16 protein-coding genes are annotated in these 20,534 nt (G+C 42.0%); 4 read left to right on the plus strand and 12 right to left on the minus strand.

Annotated features, from left to right (window positions below; all coding sequences use genetic code 11):
- Window positions 1-19 precede the first annotated feature (19 nt).
- The 6 genes from G498_RS0108435 to G498_RS15420 form a co-directional block, all read right to left on the minus strand.
- Complete coding sequence (locus G498_RS0108435) at window positions 20-1,192, minus strand: trans-sulfuration enzyme family protein (protein ID WP_026980778.1); 1,173 nt, start codon at window positions 1,190-1,192, stop codon at window positions 20-22.
- A gap of 28 nt (window positions 1,193-1,220) precedes the next feature.
- Window positions 1,221-3,638: a bifunctional aspartate kinase/homoserine dehydrogenase I gene (gene thrA, locus G498_RS0108440; RefSeq protein WP_026980779.1), complete on the minus strand. Its 2,418-nt coding sequence runs from the start codon at window positions 3,636-3,638 to the stop codon at window positions 1,221-1,223.
- Window positions 3,639-3,651: 13 nt separating this feature from the next.
- Window positions 3,652-4,641 (minus strand): alpha/beta fold hydrolase, encoded by a 990-nt coding sequence (locus tag G498_RS0108445; RefSeq protein ID WP_026980780.1) that lies wholly within the window; start codon window positions 4,639-4,641, stop codon window positions 3,652-3,654.
- A 77-nt stretch (window positions 4,642-4,718) separates the two neighbouring features.
- Window positions 4,719-5,177, minus strand: coding sequence for an OsmC family protein (locus G498_RS14860; RefSeq protein WP_035744773.1), 459 nt, complete (start codon window positions 5,175-5,177; stop codon window positions 4,719-4,721).
- An 18-nt stretch (window positions 5,178-5,195) separates the two neighbouring features.
- Window positions 5,196-5,372: a hypothetical protein gene (locus G498_RS15740; protein ID WP_154656448.1), complete on the minus strand. Its 177-nt coding sequence runs from the start codon at window positions 5,370-5,372 to the stop codon at window positions 5,196-5,198.
- Window positions 5,373-5,924: 552 nt separating this feature from the next.
- Window positions 5,925-6,872: a T9SS-dependent choice-of-anchor J family protein gene (locus G498_RS15420; protein WP_131387701.1), complete on the minus strand. Its 948-nt coding sequence runs from the start codon at window positions 6,870-6,872 to the stop codon at window positions 5,925-5,927.
- 316 nt (window positions 6,873-7,188) lie between these two features.
- Between G498_RS15420 and metK the strand changes: the two genes are divergently transcribed.
- On the plus strand, window positions 7,189-8,439 hold the full coding sequence (metK, locus tag G498_RS0108480) for a methionine adenosyltransferase (RefSeq protein WP_026980782.1): 1,251 nt from the start codon (window positions 7,189-7,191) through the stop codon (window positions 8,437-8,439).
- A gap of 53 nt (window positions 8,440-8,492) precedes the next feature.
- Here the strand turns inward: metK and G498_RS0108485 are convergent, their stop codons facing one another.
- A complete protein-coding gene (locus tag G498_RS0108485; protein ID WP_026980783.1) occupies window positions 8,493-11,246 on the minus strand; it encodes a carboxypeptidase regulatory-like domain-containing protein in 2,754 nt (917 codons plus the stop codon).
- Window positions 11,247-11,275: 29 nt separating this feature from the next.
- Window positions 11,276-12,151 (minus strand): GLPGLI family protein, encoded by an 876-nt coding sequence (locus G498_RS0108490; protein ID WP_026980784.1) that lies wholly within the window; start codon window positions 12,149-12,151, stop codon window positions 11,276-11,278.
- 110 nt (window positions 12,152-12,261) lie between these two features.
- Between G498_RS0108490 and G498_RS0108495 the strand changes: the two genes are divergently transcribed.
- Genes G498_RS0108495 through G498_RS0108505 form a run of 3 tightly spaced genes read left to right on the plus strand, consistent with a single transcriptional unit; the run spans window position 12,262 to window position 14,102 of the window.
- Window positions 12,262-13,053: a hypothetical protein gene (locus G498_RS0108495; protein ID WP_026980785.1), complete on the plus strand. Its 792-nt coding sequence runs from the start codon at window positions 12,262-12,264 to the stop codon at window positions 13,051-13,053.
- Window positions 13,053-13,667 carry a deoxynucleoside kinase gene (locus G498_RS0108500; protein ID WP_026980786.1) on the plus strand — a complete coding sequence of 205 codons (615 nt, stop codon included), beginning with the start codon at window positions 13,053-13,055 and terminating at the stop codon, window positions 13,665-13,667. Before G498_RS0108495 ends, G498_RS0108500 begins: the two co-directional genes overlap by 1 nt.
- A 45-nt stretch (window positions 13,668-13,712) precedes the next feature.
- Entirely contained in the window at window positions 13,713-14,102 is a 390-nt protein-coding gene (locus G498_RS0108505) for a hypothetical protein (protein ID WP_026980787.1), read from the plus strand.
- On the opposite strand, the gene G498_RS0108510 is transcribed toward G498_RS0108505, so the two are convergent.
- The 4 genes from G498_RS0108510 to G498_RS0108525 are packed head-to-tail and all read right to left on the minus strand — an operon-like array spanning window position 14,099 to window position 20,516.
- On the minus strand, window positions 14,099-16,567 hold the full coding sequence (locus G498_RS0108510) for a beta-mannosidase (RefSeq protein ID WP_026980788.1): 2,469 nt from the start codon (window positions 16,565-16,567) through the stop codon (window positions 14,099-14,101). The genes G498_RS0108505 and G498_RS0108510 overlap by 4 nt on opposite strands.
- Complete coding sequence (locus G498_RS0108515) at window positions 16,564-17,235, minus strand: copper homeostasis protein CutC (protein ID WP_026980789.1); 672 nt, start codon at window positions 17,233-17,235, stop codon at window positions 16,564-16,566. Before G498_RS0108515 ends, G498_RS0108510 begins: the two co-directional genes overlap by 4 nt.
- Complete coding sequence (locus G498_RS0108520) at window positions 17,232-18,236, minus strand: isoaspartyl peptidase/L-asparaginase family protein (protein WP_026980790.1); 1,005 nt, start codon at window positions 18,234-18,236, stop codon at window positions 17,232-17,234. Before G498_RS0108520 ends, G498_RS0108515 begins: the two co-directional genes overlap by 4 nt.
- 12 nt (window positions 18,237-18,248) lie before the next feature.
- Window positions 18,249-20,516: a glycoside hydrolase family 20 protein gene (locus G498_RS0108525; protein ID WP_026980791.1), complete on the minus strand. Its 2,268-nt coding sequence runs from the start codon at window positions 20,514-20,516 to the stop codon at window positions 18,249-18,251.
- Between the last annotated feature and the right edge of the window lie 18 nt (window positions 20,517-20,534).

Below are 20,534 nucleotides of genomic sequence, written 5' to 3' on the forward strand. Positions count from 1 at the left end.
TTTAACATTAAGCCGATTATTATTCCAAAGCCTGTTGTAGATCCCTGATAATATCCTGAACGGTTTCCAAACCTACCGAAACGCGTACCAAACCATCGGTGATGCTTACGGCTAAACGCTCTTCCTCGGTTAATTTACTGTGTGTGGTGGAAGCCGGATGCGTTACAATAGTTCGAGTATCTCCTAAATTAGCAGACAACGAACACAATTGAATTTTGTCTAAAAATTTACGCCCTGCTTCTATTCCTCCTTTGATTTCAAAAGCTACAATGTTTCCGCCTAATTTCATTTGTTTTTTAGCGATTTCATATTGCGGATGTGACTTTAAGAACGGGTATTTCACTTGTTTCACCTTCGGATGGCTTTCCAGAAACTTGGCTACTTTTACAGCATTTTCGCAATGTTTTTCCACGCGAACCGGCAAAGTTTCCAGACTTTTGGATAAAACCCAGGCGTTAAATGGCGACAAAGCCGGACCCGTGTTACGAGAAAACAGATAAATCTCACGTATTAAATCCGCTCTCCCTACGGTGATTCCTCCTAAAACGCGTCCTTGACCATCAATTAGTTTCGTAGCGGAATGTACAACCAAATCAGCACCGTATTGAATCGGATTTTGCAGGAAAGGCGTAGCGAAACAGTTGTCAATGATTAAAATCAGGTTGTGTTTTTTGGCGATTTGTCCTAACAATTTCAGGTCGATAATATCCACGGCGGGATTGGTAGGGGATTCGGCAAAAAGGATTTTCGTGTTCGGCTGAATGTAACTTTCAATAGTTTCCGGCTTGTTAATGTCGAAATAACTTGTGGTGATGTTCCACTTCGGAAAATACTTGGTAAACAAGGTATGGGTTGAACCAAAAACACTTCCTACGGAAACGATATGATCGCCTGATTCCAATAGTGCAGCAAAAGTGGAATACACCGCTGCCATTCCGGTCGCAAAAGCAAAACCATCCTCAGCACCTTCCATTTTGCAGATTTTCTCCACAAATTCGCTGGTGTTTGGATTGGTGAAACGGCTGTAAATGTTGCGCTCTTTTTCTTCCGTAAACGACGCTCGCATATCTTCCGCATCTTCAAAAACGAAACTGGAAGTTAAATACAAAGGCACGGAATGTTCCAAAAACTGGGTACGCTCGGTTTGGGTTCGGATGGCTTGGGTTTCGAAGCCGAATGTTGAATTGTTCATTTTTAAATTGTTTTGTTGTTTAGTTAGCTTATTTACTTTTTTCTGCCAGACGAAGAATGTCTCCAAATACACCACGTGCGGTTACAGCGGCTCCAGCACCTGCTCCTTGAATTACGATTGGGTGTTCGCCGTACGATTCGGTATAGATTTCGAAAATGGAATCGGAGCCTTTTAGTTGTCCCAACGAACTTTCCTGTGGTACGGAAACCAAACTCACTTCCAGATTCGCGCCGTTTTCCACGGATAAGTCACCGGACAAATCGCCTACATAGCGTAATACATGATTTTCATTTTGGTTATTTTTAGTGTTTTGATAAATCGGATTTAGCTCTTCCAATCGGTTTAGGAATTCTTCCACGCTTCCTTCTCTTAAATTTTCAGGAATCAGGTTTTGGATTTTGATTTCGGAGAATTCGTTGCTTAAATCCAGTTCTCGGGCAAGGATTAACAATTTACGACCAACGTCGTTGCCGTTTAAGTCTTCGCGCGGATCGGGTTCGGTAAACCCTTTTTCAATCGCTTCATTCAGAACATCGCTGAAGTTTTTATCGGTGGCGGAAAACGTATTGAACAAATAACTCAAAGTTCCTGAGAACACGCCGCGGATTCTGGTTATGTTTTCACCCGAATGATGCAGCAGGCGAATGGTGTCAATCAGCGGCAAACCGGCACCTACGTTGGTTTCGTACAAATAATTCTTCTGGTAGAAATGCAGATTTTCGCGCAGGTTTTTGTAGAAACTGTATTCTTTGGTATTGGCAATTTTGTTGGCAGAAACCAAGTCGAAACCGTTTTTAATCAGTTCCACATAATTGGAAACAAAATCCTTGCTGGCGGTAGTATCAATCGCAATTAAATTCCCTAAATGCTGTTCTTTAACTGCGGATAAAATAGTTTCGATAGAAGACTTTTGGATAGACGTTTGCAATTCCGATTCCCATTGCTTCGAAACCCCTTTTGCATTGAAAATAAACTGACGGGAATTGGCAATCGCTACAATATTCAACTCAATTCCCTTACGTTGAATGATGTTTTCACGACTTTCCAACAACTGATTGATTAAGGTTTTCCCAACCGTTCCGTGACCGAAGATTACGAGGTTAATTTTTTTGGTAATCCCGAAAATTTCGCTGTGGATAACGTTCAGGGCTTTTTTAAGTTGTACGCGTTCCACCACCAAACTCACATTCTTTCCGGTAACGGTGTTGTTGAAAAGAATCGGCACAATCTGGTTGCGGATTAACGCATCGTACGGTTTGTTGAAGGTGGCCAATTCCTGTCCGATGATGGATATTACGGATACGTTTTCCGTTAAATAGACACTGCTGACATCATTCGTATAAAAATCCAATTCGAATTCGGCTTCGATGGCGGCTTTTGCTTTTTGGGCATCTACGGCATTTACGATAAAACCAATACCTCTTTCGGAGGAACCTTGAGAAATAATGCTTACACTGATGTTGTTCTGAGCCAATACACGGAAGATTCTTGCATCGATGCCCGGTTTTCCTAACAAACCGCGACCTTCCAAATTAACTAAGGTTACATTTTCCAAAACGGAAAGTGACTTAATGCCTTTTCTGGAATTTTCAGCATTGATTAAAGTACCGTTATGGGTGTGGTTGAAGGTGTTTAAAATGCGAAGCGGGATTTTCTTTTCAATCAGCGGGATGATGGTTTTGGCGTGAAGAATGGTGGCACCGAAAGTGGCTATTTCGTTGGCTTCCTCAAAAGAAAGCTGGTCGATTTTTTTGGCGTCCGGAACCAAATCTGGGTTGGCGGTGAAGATGCCGTCTACGTGGGTGAAGCTTTGCAGTTCTTCGGCATCTAAATAATTGGCGAGAAGTGAAGCGGTGAAATTGCTGCCGTTGCGGCCTAAAGTGGTGGTTTCCCCGTCGGTGCTGGAAGCGATAAATCCGGTTACAATGTTTACGGTCGTTCCGTTGTTGGTGGCAAAATGGTTTTGAACGTTCTTTCGGGAAATTACATCGACCGGTTGTGCGTTCCCGAACTTCGCATCGGTTTTGATTAATTGTCTGGTGTCTGAAAAATTCGCGTTGATGCCTTTTTCTTTCAAGGCTTGCGTTACGACCTTTCCGGAAATCACTTCGCCTTGGGCTAACACATTGTCTTTGATTTTTTTGCTGTAATCGCCTAACAGCGCTACACCTTCGAAGAGTTTTTCCAGTAATTCGAATTCCGGATTCAAATCGGCGGCAGAGTTCCTTTGCTGGTACTTCTTGAAATTCTCGAGTTGCACCTGATAAACTTCGTTCTTCTTGGCTTTTTCCAGAATTTCTTCCAGTTCATCCGTGGCATTTCCTATCGCGGAAACCACTACGGCAAATTTTTCCTGCTGGTGGACCTTCTCTAAAATGATGTTGATGGCCTTGTCGAATCCGCCGTCATAGGCTAAGGATTTCCCTCCGAATTTTAAAATTTTCATGGTTGTTCAGTTTTTAGTTTAGTTTTATTTTTTGTGTGGTAAAGGTATTTTTCAGTATGGCGTTGAGTTGTTCGAACTCTATTAAAAAAGCGTCATGTCCATGTAGCGATTGGATTTCGTGATAGCTTACATTTGAATTCACACGTTTCAGGATTTCGTAAGTTTCACGATTCTCGTCGGCAGTAAAGAAATAATCCGAATCAACCGCTATCAGGTGGATGTTCGCGGTGGTTTGTTTGGCAAAGCCGATGAACTGACCGCAATTTGTGCTTTCTCCGATGGTTTTCAACAAATGGTTCATCAGTTTGTACGATTCCAACGCAAAACGACTTTCCAGCTTTTCCCCGTGATGCAGCAACCAGCTTTCAATCTGATACAATTCCTGATTTTCGTTTTTACTTCGGTTGAATTTCGCTTTAAACGATTGTGGCGTCCGATAGAGCAACATCGCATGCAATCGGGCATCGTGAACCGGTTTTTCAGAATTGTTGAGGATTTTGTCCTGCACCAAAACATTGGCAATTAACCAATCCGAAGCTTTCCAATCCGAAGCGACCGGAATCAGATTTTCAATATGATTTGGTTTTAAAAAGCCCATTTCCCAAGCAATTCCTCCGCCCAGACTTCCGCCGATTACCGCAAAAAGCCGGTGAATCCCTAGAAATTGCAAGCCTTCCCAAAAAAGCAGTGCAATATCTTTTGTGGTGAAATCTTTGTAATTCTGAATCAGGTTTTCGGCCTGACCGCCAAAACCGTTGCCTGGAATGTTGAACGCGATAATCGTGTAAAAATCCGTATCGATGGTTTTTTCTGTGCCGATTAAGGCATTCCACCAGCCGTTTTCTCCGGTTACCTGCGAATTTCCGGTTAAGGCATGGTTGACCAAAACCACCGGCGCTGTTCCGATTGGCTGACCAAATGCCTGAAAATACAACGGCAACCAGCGTTTGTAGCTTCCGTTTTGCAGGGTGAAATCGAAAATATCTATCTTTTGTAAGCTCATCTTTTTCTTTTTAAAACCACCTCCGGACTTTGTTGGCAGACTTACCGGAGGCGGTTAACAAACAAAACAACGTATCGTTACGCAGCGTCGTGCTGCTTGTATTCTTTTAAAAGGGTCAGTAAAACCGGAGTGGAATTGATAAGGTTATCGCGCAACGGACATCTTTCTTTCACCTCATCAATCCATTGTTTCAAAAGGGCTAAGGGTGCTTCGGAGGTGGGTTTTACAACGACTTCGATTTTTCGGAAACCGGCTCTCGAACGCGTGGGGATGCCTTCTGCTTTTTTGGTTTCCAGTTCGCCGGTGATTTCTACCTGAACGGATTGGAGTTCGATGCCTAATTCTTCGGCAACGAGTAAGCCCACTGCGTTGATGCTTCCCGCAAATCCGGCCAGCAGATAATCCGTCGGACTCGGCACTTTCCCGGAACCGATGGAAATTGTATCGTTAATTGTCAGGTTTGAACCGTTTGCGCTTACGGAAAAAGTCCCGTTGTTTTCTGAAATTCCGGTTACTGAAACTGTTTTACTGCTCATGGTTACTGATTTTATGGTTTAAATGAAAAGGAATTCGTTTTCTTCGGAATTGATTTGCAACAACAACAATTCTGAAGTATCGGTTACTTCCTCGATTACTTGGTCGGTTTGGTTTTCTATGGTAACGTTCTGCGCGTTTTCGATTAGCGCAACGATTTCCTGAATTCTTCTGATTTTATTTTTTAAAGCTGTCATAACTTAAATTTTTAAATGATTTGAAATGGATAAAAAAAAGTCCTTTCGGATGGGTTACCAAAAGGACTTTTACAGTTTGAACTATAACTTGAGATTAACTCTTCCGCTTTCGGTAACAGCAATGGGGAATGTGACGCATATACTTGCACCACATAAGCTTCATAAAAATTGATGTTGTCACCTGCGTTTTCATTTCGTTCTAATTTTTGTTCTAAATAATTTAAGTTTCCGGTTTGGGTTTTCTGATTCAAAAAAAAAGCCCCTGCGGTATGCAGAGGCCTTAGCTGTTTATTTTAAACTGAATTTAAAAATTAAGCAACAGCGTCCTCTGCGGATATTTTCCACATAAAATGACACATATAACGCTTAATTGAATTCATTTTTTCTTTCTGTTTGATGGTGCAAAATTGAAAACTAAATTTGAATTGACCAAATGTAAAAGGCAAAATTTAACATTTTTATTTTTTCAGGGCGCTCTTAATACTACGTATTAAATTTTACAAAAAAACCTGCTCATTGGAGCAGGTTTCAAAATTTTTAATTTGCAATTCCTTAATTTTTCATAAACTTGGAAGTGGCTTTTCCTTCATTTGTGACAACTTCAACAAAATACATTCCGGCGTTCAAATCTGCCACATTTACCTGGGCATCGGTCATCCCGTTTACAGTTGTATTTTTCACCACACGTCCGTTCAAATCTAAAACCTGAACCGTTTCGATTGCAGTATTTGATTTTGAAGAAAGGTTCAACACATTGTTGGCTGGATTAGGATACAGCGTGAAATTCTTTGCAAAAAAATCTTGCGTGCTTAGCGTTCTGTCTACCGAGAAAGTATCAATACCAATAATGTCAGAATTTGCACCTGCAGGCCCTCCGTTAGTAACAAAATATCTAAATGCAAATTTTACATCGGTTGGTGTAGGAACTCCGGAAACCGTGTATGTATATTGTGTCCAGACTTTAGGATAAATAAAACCTCCAGCCAAAGTAGGATTAATTGTTAATGCTACAGTTGTGAAACTTCCCACATCAGAAGCGCCTGTTGAAGGTACAACGGTCGATGCGGCAGTACTCATCCTTAACTCTAATCGATCCGGATAATCTGTTGTTCCGCTTGTTCCTTTTCTGGACCAAAAAGTTACAACATCACCATCAACAACATTAATAGACGGGGTAATAAGCCAATTACTGATAGTTCCAGATCCAGTTGTTGATGAAGTTCCTGTACTGGTATAATTCACTAAGGCTAAAGAGTTAAATCCTCCTGATTGCCCAGCAGAAGAGGTTCCACCAAATGGAGTAGTGCTTGTAGCCGAAGCATACGAAGCAATTGACCAAGTTGGAGCTCCTGCGTAAATCGGCGTACTTTGATTGGTTACTTGCCAACCTGCAGCAAGCATGTTTGCAGTAGTTCCGTCAAATCCGAAACTAAACAAGTTCTGACCGTTAGCAACGGTAAAAGCAAATCCTAAGCTAAAAAAAAGTAGTTTTCTAATCATATCATATTTTTTTAAGATTACTTGCAAATGTACAAATTATCCAACGACAACACGATTAAATCGATTAAACGCGATATTTTACCGCCCAACTTCCTGTTTCTGTTGAGAATCCTCTATTTCAAAAGTTGTTTTCACTAAAAAACAATAAGTATGGTTTTGAAAATTAAATTTCTTTCATACATTTGCACCTGAAAATCAAGAGGAAAAATTTGAACTGATTGCAACCTCAATAAAAAATGCTAAAGCAGTAAACACTACTCCTTTAGGCAATCCCTGCAATATTTTTTCCTCACTTAAATTTTAAAACAATTTAACTATGGCTTATTTATTTACGTCAGAATCAGTGAGCGAAGGACATCCGGACAAAGTAGCGGACCAGATTTCAGATGCATTAATCGATAACTTTTTGGCCTTCGACGCCGATTCCAAAGTAGCTTGTGAAACGTTGGTAACAACCGGTCAGGTAATTTTGGCAGGGGAAGTAAAATCCAAAACTTATCTTGACGTGCAGCAGATTGCGCGTGATGTGATCAAAAAAATCGGTTATACGAAAAGTGAATACATGTTCGAGGCCAACTCTTGCGGGGTTTTATCGGCTATTCACGAACAATCTCAGGATATCAACCAGGGAGTGGACCGCGCCAGCAAAGAAGAACAAGGTGCCGGCGACCAGGGAATGATGTTCGGTTACGCCACCAACGAAACCGCAGATTATATGCCGTTAGCTTTGGATTTGTCGCACAAATTATTGCAGGAATTAGCAGCTTTACGCAGAGAAAATTCGGCAATTACGTATTTGCGTCCCGATGCAAAATCTCAAGTAACGTTAGAATACGACGACAACAACAAACCCGTTCGCATCGATGCTATTGTAATTTCTACACAACACGATGATTTCGCAGCTGAAGCAGAAATGTTGGCTAAAATCAAGAAAGACATCATTGAGATTTTAATTCCGAGAATTATCGCGAAATACCCTCAGTATGCGCACTTGTTCAACGATAAAATCCAGTACCACATCAACCCGACCGGGAAATTCGTAATCGGAGGACCTCACGGTGATACAGGATTAACCGGAAGAAAAATTATCGTGGATACGTACGGTGGTAAAGGCGCTCACGGTGGTGGTGCGTTTTCAGGAAAAGACCCTTCTAAAGTAGACCGTTCAGCGGCTTATGCAACCCGTCACATCGCTAAAAACTTAGTGGCTGCCGGTATTGCCGATGAAATCTTAGTACAGGTTTCCTATGCGATTGGTGTGGCAAAACCGATGGGAATCTACATCAACACCTACGGTACTTCAAAAGTGAATTTAACCGACGGGGAAATCGCGAAGAAAGTAGAAGCTATTTTTGACATGCGTCCTTACTTCATCGAACAACGTCTGAAACTGAGAAACCCAATCTACAGCGAAACGGCCGCTTACGGACACATGGGACGAAAACCGGAAACCGTAACCAAAACTTTCAAATCGCCAAGCGGAGAAGAAAAAACGGTTACCGTAGAATTGTTTACCTGGGAAAAATTGGATTATGTAGACCAAGTGAAAGCCGCTTTCGGATTATAATTTTCACAGAACGCAATAAAAAAAGCCTGACTTTAACGAGTCAGGCTTTTGTTTTATAAGGCGTATTTTAAACTCAAAATCAGATAACGAGGTTGTACGATATAGCTCGAAAAACTGCTGGTGCCGCCCAACTGACTGAAACTGCTGTTGTTTAATGAGCCGGTGTTCAGTAAATTGGTTCCGGAGAGTTTCCATTCCCATTTACTGTCTTTTTTCTGGTACATTAACGCGGCCGTTAAGAAATCGTATTCGTTGTTTATCGTTTTAGCTTTGTTTCGGTTGTGATAAAACGTGTATTCCGAAGTAAACGAAAATGCATCCAAAAAGTAATACTCCAACGTTACCGAAGGCGCGTCCACATAATAAGTATCACTGCTAAAATCGTTGATCGTAAAATTATACGCCAGTTCGATGTTAGGAATCTTTTTATAATTGGTCGAAAACTTCACATTATAGTTTTGCGTAAACGATTCCGTGCTTTGGATTTCGGTTGGATTGTTATTCGGATCGGCATCTCCGTCCGGATATACACGAAGGTTGTTGAATTTGCTCCAGTTTAAACTGGCTCCTACCGAACCTTTGTAATACCGCAAAAACGAACGCCCGTAATTTCCGCTTCCGGATAACGTTTCATCGGCAAATGCTGTATCCATGTTTACCGAAGTGGTTTGCTGATTGATTCCGGTTAACAAAGCCTTGCTCTTAATTGCATCCACTTGTTTCGTATAGGTTAGATTGGCAAAAATATTCTCAAAATTGAACATGTTGTACTTAAAATAACGTAGGGAATGCACCTGAGAAAGCGAATTTTCAAGAAAACGATTTCCGCTGAACAAGCTGTTATAATTGGAAAACACATAGCCTTCCGCCAATTTGTTAATATCTGTAAAGTTGTTGGCCATCGTAAAATTATACGTTAGGGTTTCCGACTTTTTCAACTGCCACAATGCATAAAAATCGGGAAGGAAACGGTTGAAGGAATTTTTGTTGGAATCTCCTAACTGCTCATCCTTCGTCTGATAATTGTGCACGGTAAAACCGGGATTAAACGTAAATTTTCCGGTGATGAATTTGTAGTGTAACCCTAAAAACACATCGTTGAAAGCGTAATTCACCTCATTGTTATTTTCAGGAGCACTCAGATCATTTTGGGTTCCGTTGTCCAGAATCTGGAAGATGTGAGAATTGAAATTTTGGTACGAATACGTGTTTCCCAACGTTAGATTAAGATTGCTTTTAGGCGTCAGCATATAGTAATAATCAAATTTCCCGTCCATCTTGTTGGTTTTTACAAAACGGTTTTGATTCACATCGTTTCGGGTCTGACCATTATCATATCCGGACAACAGAAACGGCTGAAACGCAAGGTTTGCATTGTAAAACGGATCTTCATCCTGATACAAGTGCTGCATTTCAAAGGCAAACACATGCTTGTCATTCAGCGTATAGTAATAATTTAAGTTCTGATTGAACGAAAACGGATTTTGTTTCTTTTGCGAATACACGTCGTTAAAAACCGATACGGTTCCCAAACCATTGGTTACCTGAGCATTCGACAATAAAGTTGTCAACTCGTCCTGTTTGGAGAATTTCGCCAAAGCATCATAATCAAAATGTACTTTTTCGGACGGCACATAACTGGAACTCAACTTAAAAAGTCCTAAGCGACTCTCCTGTCTGGTAGTGCTCGATTCGTCGTTCACGGTGGTGGAACCGTCTTTATCGATACGGGTGGATTGCGAATTGGTCTGCAAATCGGTCTGACTGCCCATCAGAATTCCAAAACCGCTGATACTCCAGGCTTTCGACGGATTGTAACTGAAATTGGCCGCCCCGAATTTGGTATCGATTTCCTTCGCCTGATTGTTGCGCAAGCCTAAAATTCCCAAGTCGTTCGACACCACGTTGAAACTGGTTCCGGCGCGACGCATCATGTTTTTAAAACCTCCGGTGAATTTGAAGTAATCCTGCATCGTTAACGGCAATTCCCCAATATTATTAAGGTTTCCGATAACATTCAGACTGTACTTCGGATTGTAATAAAACAATTTCGGATTGACAATGTGCCGGTCTTCCTTATGCCCTACGCCGATTCCTGCGGTCATGTCGCCAAACCAGAAGTTTTTCTTGCCTTCTTTTAATTTGATGTTCAGCGCGACGTTTTCTTCGTTGTTTTCCAAACCTTTCAGATTGGTCACTTCGTTGTAGTTGCGCAACACCTGGATTTTATCCAAAGCATCGGCGGGAATATTTTTGGTAGCAAGTTTGGTATCACCGTCAAAGAAATCTTTGCCTTCCACCATAACTTTCTGAACGGTTTTGCCTTCCACCTGAATTTCGCCGTCTTTGTTTACTTCAACGCCAGGCAGTTTTTTCAATACATCTTCAAGTTTCCGCTCCGTACCATTTCGGAAAGAATCCGAGTTGTAAATAATGGTATCGCCACTGATGGAAACCGGCATTTCTTTTACAATTTCGATTTCGCTCAGCATTGTGCCTTCTTTGAGGACGATGTTTTTAACGATTGGCTCGGTTCCGGTTTTGATGGTCGTTTCGTACGGTTGAAATCCGACGTAGCTCACCTTAATATCGTATGCCGTATTCGGGTTCAGCAAAATCTGAAAACGACCTTTATCATTAGTGATGGAATAACCGTCCATCGCTTTGGTGGTTTGATTTACCGCCATGATGTTGGCCATTTCCAACGCTAACCCGGTGGTATCTTTGATGGTTCCTTCAAATTTTACGTTTTGGGAAAAAGCTGTTGCCGTAAAGAAAAACAACAGGGCAAAAAGTTTATTTGTCATTTTTAAAAGGTGCTGCAATTGTCAATCGGTTATCTGCTCATTCGGATTTGCATTCCGCCGCGTCCGCCCTGCGATTGGAATTGCTCGCGCATCTCTTCCAGTTTTTTAGTCACAATTTCGTCGTATTCTTTCTGTTTAACCTGTTTGCCGTTTTTAGGCGCCTTGATTTCCACTTTGTCTTTGGTATTCATCACCAATTTCGAACACATGACAACCGTTTTGCCGTCGTTTACTTCCAAAATCAGTCCCGGTAAACCCCAATAGCCTTCAGGTCCTTGGTTAATTGGCACTTCTGGAGTATACCAAGCCGTAATGGTGATTTCTTTCGGCATTTCGTAATCGTCCATGAAATTGGTTGATGGTTTCTTTTCTTCGCCTTCTTTTTTCTTTTTCTCGCGGTAATTGCGCATGTCGGAAGCGTCTACCGGTTTTACCGCCGTAGCTTTAAAACAGGTGTAATCGCCAATTTTTTTGGTTTCGTTTTCCAGTTTCCAGTTTAATTTCGGCAGGGAATCCGCCACTAAAAACTCTTTCCCCATAAACTCTTTGTCTACGGTAAAGGTTTTTTCTTTTACATTTTTATAGTAGGTTCCGCCGCCGCCCATCATCGAACTCATCATGCGGAAACCGCCTCTGTCCTGGCCCGGAGCATCCAGTTTTTCTTCTTCTTTGTAAATGGAAGCCGTTTTGTCAAAATTCAAAATGAAGGTTTTCTCAAACATTTTTTTCATACGCTCTTCGATCATTTTTCGCATTTCGGGCGTAATGTCTTTGTTGCCGTCCATTCGGGTTTTAAAATCGGCTGTGCTGGTTTTGGATTCATAAACCGCCATCCCTTGGAAATCCTGAGCAAAAGTTGTAAGCGAGGCAAACAAAGCAAACAATGATATCGACAATTTCTTCATAATGTTTAAATTAATTTGAGCATATAAGACGATTAAGCATGGTATTTGTTACATAAATTTCCTGATTAGACTTACAAAATTGTAAAAGGTTTATTTGTAAATTGCCGTCTATGAAATTTTTAACCACGTTGTTTTTTTTATTCGCTGTTTTTGACGGATTCGGCCAATCGAAATCTGTTAAAGTGCAGTTGCTTTCAACCAAAAAAATCACCGCTGATACTTATGTTGGCAAAGATACTTTTGGCAATCATTATACCATAAAAGATCAGGCGTTTCGCAAAGAAACCGCGACTTCCGAAGTCAACTATAAAAACATTGCGCTGGGCAACATTGAAAGTATCGATTTACAGAATCCGTTACAGATCGTGCTTTTCTACAAACGAATGAACGCCGTGGTTTTGCTGGACAACCAACTGAACGAAACCATAAAAATCAATTTTTCGGAAACCAATCCGGAGCTTTTTCCGGTATCTGTGAGGCTGTCTTCGCAGAATAAACTTTGGCTGTACGACCAGAATTCACAGAAACTGGGTTTGTACGATTATCTGAAAAACCATTTTCAGCCGATTACCGTGAATCTCGAATCTCCCATCACCCAATGCCGGTCGGATTACAATTACTTTTACTGGACAAACAGTCAAAACCAGTTACTGGCTTCCAACATTTACGGAAAAATCAATCTTCTTGGAACTTTGCCGGAATTTGACCAATTTGAACTGCTGACTTCTAACGAAATTCTGTTAAAAAAAGGCAACATTTTAAGTCTTTACGACTTGACAACGAAAACTTCGCAAATTGTTCCGTTACCCGAAAAAAGCATCCAAAGTTTTTGCTACAAAGAGCAAATTTTAGCTATTTTTACGGGCGACGAAATCAGGAATTATAAAATCATTTTACCATAATGCACATAGCAGTAGCAGGAAATATAGGAGCAGGAAAAACTACGTTAACACGACTTTTAGCCAAACATTTTAAATGGGAACCGCACTTTGAAGACGTGGTGGACAATCCTTATTTAGATGATTTTTACCATTCGATGGACCGTTGGTCGTTTAATTTGCAGATTTACTTTTTAAACAGCCGTTTCCGTCAGGTATTGCAGATTCGCGAAAGCGGCAAGAAAATCATTCAGGACCGCACCATTTACGAAGATGCGCATATTTTCGCGCCCAACTTGCACGCTATGGGACTGATGAGCAATCGCGATTTTGAAAATTATGCGTCGCTGTTTGAATTGATGGAAAATCTGGTGAGTGCTCCCGATTTAATGATTTACTTACGAAGTTCCATTCCGAATCTGGTAGGACAGATTCACAAACGCGGACGTGAATACGAAAACACTATTTCCATTGATTATTTAAGCCGACTGAACGAACGCTACGAAGCCTGGATTCAAACCTACAACAAGGGAAAACTGCTGATTATCGACGTAGACAACATCGACTTTGTCAACAAACCGGAAGATTTAGGGAATGTCATTAACCGTATCGACGCCGAGATTAACGGTTTATTTTAATCTATACTCCCGATTTTGCATCGGGATTTTTTATATCTTTAATTTATGACTACTTTCAAAAAACACCTGTGGTTTTGTTACCTTTTGACAATAAGTGTATTGTTCGGAAGTTGTCACGTCTATCAAAAAGTTCCCGTAACCCTTGAAGAAGCTTCGGTATCCGGCAATCGGGTAAAAATCATTACGGCCGACAACCGGAAACACTACTATAAAAGCATCGAAAAAACCGACAGTCTTTTTTACGGACTGGAAGAATCCGGTTTGGACCTCATCCGGAAACCGATTCAGAAAGCGGAAATCAAAAAAATTCAGGTCATCGACAAATCCAAATCAAGATTGGTATCCATTGCGGGAGTTACCGTTTCGGTCGGACTTCTTGTGGGTTTAATCAGCTCAGGAGTTACTACCGGAGCCGGACCGGTTGGCAGTTTTTAATATCCGTAAAGGCTTTTAACCTCAACACCTCTAATCGTTCCTTCAAAACGAATTTCTTTTTTTTCACCCGGTAACAAATCGAAATAGTTATCACTGAATTTCACCTTATCAGCTTTAAGAAAAACATTCTTGGCCAGCACATTAGCAGTGACTTCAACGGTCGTATCGTCAATTTGACTCACGATGATTTTTGGTGCTTTCAGTTGCAGCTCTTTCGGTTTTGCAAAATAATGCAAGGCTCGTTTCTCTACAAAATCCGGCAATAACAATTGCACATACAGCACCATTTGCTTCAGATTGAAATTTTCGAAATCTTTTTTAGCTATTGAAAAATAAACCTCTGAAGAATTAGCCTCAACCTCAACCGATCTGGTATTCTCCCATAAAATATCGCCGCCAAAAGTCATCAGCTGCAGGTTCAGTCGTCCTTTTTTGGAAGTAAACGCGTCATTCACCACATAAATCTTATACTGTTCTTCTTCCTCAGTAACGGAAACCAAAACCGCGTCAAAACTTCGTTTCACCTGATAATGCAAGGCTTTCCGGTTTCCGAAATAATCCACAGAACTCCACGAAGTAACCGGCCAGCAATCGTTGAGTTGCCAATACAGCGTTCCCATGCAATACGGTTTTGCCTGGCGGTGGGCTTCGATGGCCGTTTTCATACCTTCCGCCTGTAACAATTGCGACACGTAAACATAATAATCAAATGCGGCCGGAATTTTATAGTCGCGTTCCATATAGGTTTGAATCGTCTGATAACCGGTTGGGTGCTTCTGATGGCTTTTAACCGCTTCAGAATTAAGGTCTAAATCGTTTTGGTCGGCAAAAGCTTCAAAAGTTTCCCGATTCGGCATGCCCTGAAAACCGTACTCACTCATAAAACGGCCGACTTTCTTTTTGTAAACTTCAAACGGCTCCATGCCCCACCAAACGCCCCAGTAATGCGAATCGCCCTGCAACAGACTTTCTTTTCGGCCCCAGCCAATCGACGGGGAAGACGGCCAATAGATGTTCTTTTCCTTCGGAAGCAAACTGTCTAAAGTTTTCGGAATGACTTCGTGAAACAACTTCTTGTAATCGTTCCAGATTTTGGTGGAATCTGCAGCAGAATACTTGTATTGCTTTTGCCAGCCCCAGTTGTGCCAGCCTTCGTCGCTTTCGTTGTTGCCGCACCAAAGCGCCAGACTCGGGTGGTTTTGCAGACGATTTACATTGTCGATGACTTCCTGTTTTACATTCTGCAGAAACGCTTCGTCGCCCGGATACATGGCACAGGCAAACATAAAATCCTGCCACACCAATATGCCGTTTTTATCGCACTCTTCGTAAAAAACATCGTCTCCGTATACGCCGCCGCCCCAAACCCGCAACATGTTCATGTTCGCTTCCACGGCATTTTGAACGATGTTTTTATAAACCGAATCTGTTGCTCTGGGCAGAAAACTGTCCGGTGGAATTACATTGGCGCCTTTCATAAAAACCGGAACTCCGTTTAATCTGAAGTAAAAACTTTTCCCGGATTGGTCTTTTTCCTGAACCAGTTCGAGCGTCCGTAAACCGATGTTCAACTTTTTACTATCAATAATTGCATTGTTTTTTTCAACAGTAATCTGAAACGGATACAAATGCGCCTCCCCTAAGCCATTAGTCCACCAGCGTTTCGGATTTTGGATTTCATAGGGAACACTCAGCTGATTTACGCCTTTTTTCAAGAAAACATTTTTCGTTTTATTGTTGATTTTCAGTATGTATTTCCCGGATTTTTGGCAATCGACAGTAGTGATAAAAACTAATTCTGCTTTGTTATCGGTTAGGGTTTTCTGTTCAAATTTCACCTGTTGAATTATCGCTGCATTTTGAAAATGCAATTGCACTTGTTTCCAGATTCCTGCGGTCACAAAGCGCGGCCCCCAATCCCAACCGTACTGGTATTGGGCTTTTCGGGTGAATATTTTTTCATCGCCCGGTAAAGTATATGCAAGTTTTTTGGCTTCTTCTTTTCCCTTTTTTACCGCCGGTTCAAAAACGATATACAATGTATTATTCCCCTTTTTCAGCAGTTTTTTAACGTCGATTTTCCAGGTTCGGAACATGTTGTCTGCTTTCAGGATGGATTTTCCGTTGAGAAAAACTTCCGCATAAGTATCCAAGCCGTCAAATTGCAGTACAATAGTTTCATTTTTTAACTCTTCGGCTAAAACTGTAAAATTTGTTTCGTACTCCCAGGTTTCGTTTTCAATCCACTGCAACTGCTTTTCGTTGGTGCCAAAAAAGGGATTTTCGATACTTTTGTGTTGCAGCAAATCGGTATGAACGGTTCCTGGGACAGAAGCTTTCAGCCATTTCGCATAGCCACGCTTTCTGAAATGCCAGGTTTCTTTTCCCAAATCGCGTAGAACGTTCTGTCCCGACACCACAACAGAAAAGCCACAAACCAGTACAAAGCACAGCCACTTTTTCATCCGTTCAAATTAGCTTTTAACGCTTTTACTTCTTCCGGATTTGCGGTTTCACTGCCATCGGTAATCGCCGAGGAATGATAAAATCCTGCGCGGGTTTGTTCTTTAACCAGCCTGATGTTCGAGGAACGCAAACCGCCGCCCGGCATAATCGTGATGCGGTTATCGGCTTTGGCCACCAATTGTTTTAAAACGGTAATCCCTTCGACCACATTAGGCATGGTTCCGGAAGTTAAAACCGTCGAAAAACCACACTGAATGACTTTTTCCAGTGATAAAAAAACGTCCTGCACCTGATCAAAAGCTCTGTGAAACGTGCAGGGTAACGGTTTGGCCAATTCGACCAACTCAGTATTCTGCTGCAGATTAATGCTTTTGTCGTGATTCAGAATTCCAAATACAAAACCATTCACACCGATTGTTTTAAACTCTCGGATTTCAGCTTTCATCTGCTGAAACTCTTCCTCTGAATACTCAAAATTGCCACCGCGCGGACGAATCATCACGTACAAATCGACACGGATTTCCGGAAGCAGTTTTTTAATGGTTTTAAAATCCGGTGTGGTGCCGCCTTCTTTCAGGTTCGCACAAAATTCGATCCGGTCTGCACCGCCTTGTTGGGCAATCAGGGCTGATTCGGAATTAAAACAGGCTATCTCCAGTTTTTTCATACTTTCAGATAATAAGCGGCATCAATTAATTTATTTCCGGTTTCGTCGTATTTGGCATAGTTGAAGCCGCCCTGCACGCAATAGGCGCCGTGCTCCCCTTTTTTGTTTAAGGCGATAAACCCAACCTGAATATCTTTCAGATTTTTGTTTCGGATCTGAGTTAATTTCACGATGCGCATCACGGCTTCCTCGCAGGCTTTTTGCGGGGATTTTCCCTGACGCATCAGTTCCACTACCAAATGACAGCCGGCAATCCGGATGACTTCTTCCCCGTGTCCGGTTGCTGTTGCGGCTCCGATTTCGTTATCCACATACAACCCGGCTCCGATAATTGGGGAATCGCCTACCCGACCGTGCATTTTATAAGCCAACCCGCTGGTAGTACAGGCTCCGGACAAATTTCCGTGTTCGTCTAAAGCAATCATACCAATCGTATCGTGATTTTCGATGTTAGCTTTCGGATGGTAATCACTGGTTTTCAGCCATTCTTTCCATTCCTTTTCGGATGTTTCCACCAGCAGATTTTCTTTCTTATGTCCTTGTGACAAGGCAAACTGGAACGCTCCTTCTCCCACCAGCATCACGTGCGGCGTTTTTTCCATTACGGCTCTGGCGACCGAAATCGGGTGTTTGATGTGTTCCAGACACGCTACGGAACCGATGTTTGAGAATTCGTCCATGATGCAGGCATCCAAAGTTACACGTCCGTCGCGGTCGGGTCTTCCACCGTAGCCTACGCTGCGTTCTTTCGGATCGGCCTCGGTAATGCGGACTCCGGTTTCCACGGCATCTAATGCGCGGCCTTTTTTCTTTAAAACGTCCCAGGCGGCTTCGTTGGCCGGAATGCCGAAATTCCAGGTAGAGAGCACGATCGGTTTTTTTACTTTTCCGGAAATGGAAGATACTTCTTCTATTTCATCGGTTTTATCTTTAAAAGCATTCAACGCTACTGCTACAGAAGCAATGGCGGTGGTTTTTATAAAATTTCTGCGGTTTGCCATATTCAGATATTTTTATTCAATCACGATTTCGTCTACGAACAACCAACAACTAGAACCAGCTCCCGGTTTTCCGTCCGGTATTTTTCCGGCGTTGGGTGCCATTACTTTTACGAATTTCGCTTTTTGTTTTTTAAATTCGACCGTTACGACACCTTTCATTTCTACAATTTCTTCGGAAGAAACTTTCTGCATTAACTTGAAGTCTTTGCCGTCGTTGGAAATCAGAACTTCCACGTATTTGGGATAATAAATCCAGCTTCCTTCACTGCGTAACACATCGACCGTCACTTTGGAAAAGGTTTGTTTTTTTCCTAAATCGATGGTCGCCTCCAAGTCTTTGCCCCAGAAACCGATCCAATCCCGACCGTATTTTTCCATGTTGCCGCGCATGCCGTCCACTAACGTAAAACTTCCGCCTATCGCATAATTTTCATGAGGCGGATGTGTTAAAACAATTTTCTTCCCAGTCGATTTACTAATGAAAAAAGGCTGTTCGATAACCGCACTTTTCTGCTTTCCGTTTTCAAAATAGGCGGCTTTTACGGTTTGTGATTTTGTGATTGCAATCGGGGTTTTGTATGATTTTGAACGGGCATCAGGCAACGTTCCGTCGGTAGTGTAACGGATTCCGTTATTGGCGGATTTTAAACTGAAAAGCACACCATTTCCTTTATCAGAAGGACTTACCTTGGATGTGACTTCAAAGATGGAACGACTGTAATTAATTCCTTTTTTATCGTATACCGAAAAATGCTGAATCAGACGGTTTTGAAAATCTTGGTAATTCGAAGGTTCCGATGTACCCCAAACGACCTCGGCTAGAGCGGCCATTCTTGGCATGAGCATGTATTCCGCGTGTTGCGGTGTGTTGATATATTCGGTCCAAAGGTTGCCTTGGGCACCTAAAATGTATTTGGCTTCTTCTTCAGACAATTCTTTTGGAGTTGGTTCTAACGAATAGACTTTTTCCACGGTAGTGTAACCTCCAATGGCAACCGGTTCGTTTTTCGGATCGCCCTGATAATGGTCGAAATAACAATGCGAACCCGGCGTCATCACAACATAATGTTTTTGTTTGGCTGCTGCAATGCCGCCTTCCGTACCGCGCCAGCTCATTACGGCTGCGTTGGGTGCCAGTCCGCCTTCCAGAATTTCGTCCCAACCGATGATTCTTCGGCCTTTGGAATTCAGGAATTTTTCGATGCGTTTGATGAAATAGCTTTGCAGTTCGTGTTCGTCTTTCAGTCCTTCTTTTTTGATTAACGCCTGACAATGCGAACAATTTTTCCAACGGATTTTCGGGCTTTCGTCGCCGCCAATATGAATGATTTCGGAAGGAAACAACGCCATCACTTCGGTTAAAACATTTTCCAAAAACGTAAAAGTGCTTTCCTTCGGGCAGAAAACATCGTCCAAAACACCCCATTGCAAGGCCACTTCAAACGGACCGCCGGTACACGACAATTCGGGATAAGACGCCAAAGCGGCAACGGCATGACCCGGCATTTCAATTTCCGGTACTACGGTAATGTGACGCACTTTGGCGTAGGCTACAATTTCTTTGATATCTTCCTGAGTGTAAAAACCTCCGTAAGGTTTGTCGTCAAATTTTTGTTCCGTGTAATGACCAATCATGGAGCCTTTTCGAAAAGCGCCGACTTCGGTAAGCTTCGGGTATTTTTTGATTTCGATGCGCCAACCCTGATCGTCGGTTAAATGCCAGTGGAACGTATTCATTTTGTACATCGCCAGATAATCAATGTATTTTTTGATGAACTCCTTTGGAAAAAAATGGCGGCAAACATCGAGGTGCATCCCGCGCCAAGTGTATTTTGGCTCGTCTTTGATGGTAAGACAAGGCAGTACAAATTCGGAAGATTTTGAAAGCGGCAACAATTGCTGTAACGTCTGAAAAGCATAAAACAAGCCTAAATTGCTTTGGGCCAAAATCCGGATGTGTTGTACTTCGATATCCAGCTGATAAGAACCCGAAGCATTACTTTTAGGTTGTTCTACCTGAATCTGAATCGTATTTATCGGGCTTTTGGAATTATTTGTTGTGACCAATTCAAAACCGTAATTTGACTCCAAGAACTGATTGAACAATTGAATTTCGGAATCGCTTTCGGAGTTTCCAATCAGGATAATTGTCCCTTGGTTTAAAGTAAAAATTCCCGAATGCTGTTTAAGATCTTTTGGCTGCGGAATTAACGGCAACGTATTTTGTGCCCATCCGATGCAGGCCAGTACCAAAAAAAGAAAGGCAACTAGTTTTTTCATTAACGTTGTGTTGTTGTT

This window comes from Flavobacterium suncheonense GH29-5 = DSM 17707, from assembly GCF_000430025.1.
Taxonomy (GTDB): Bacteria; Bacteroidota; Bacteroidia; order Flavobacteriales; family Flavobacteriaceae; genus Flavobacterium; species Flavobacterium suncheonense.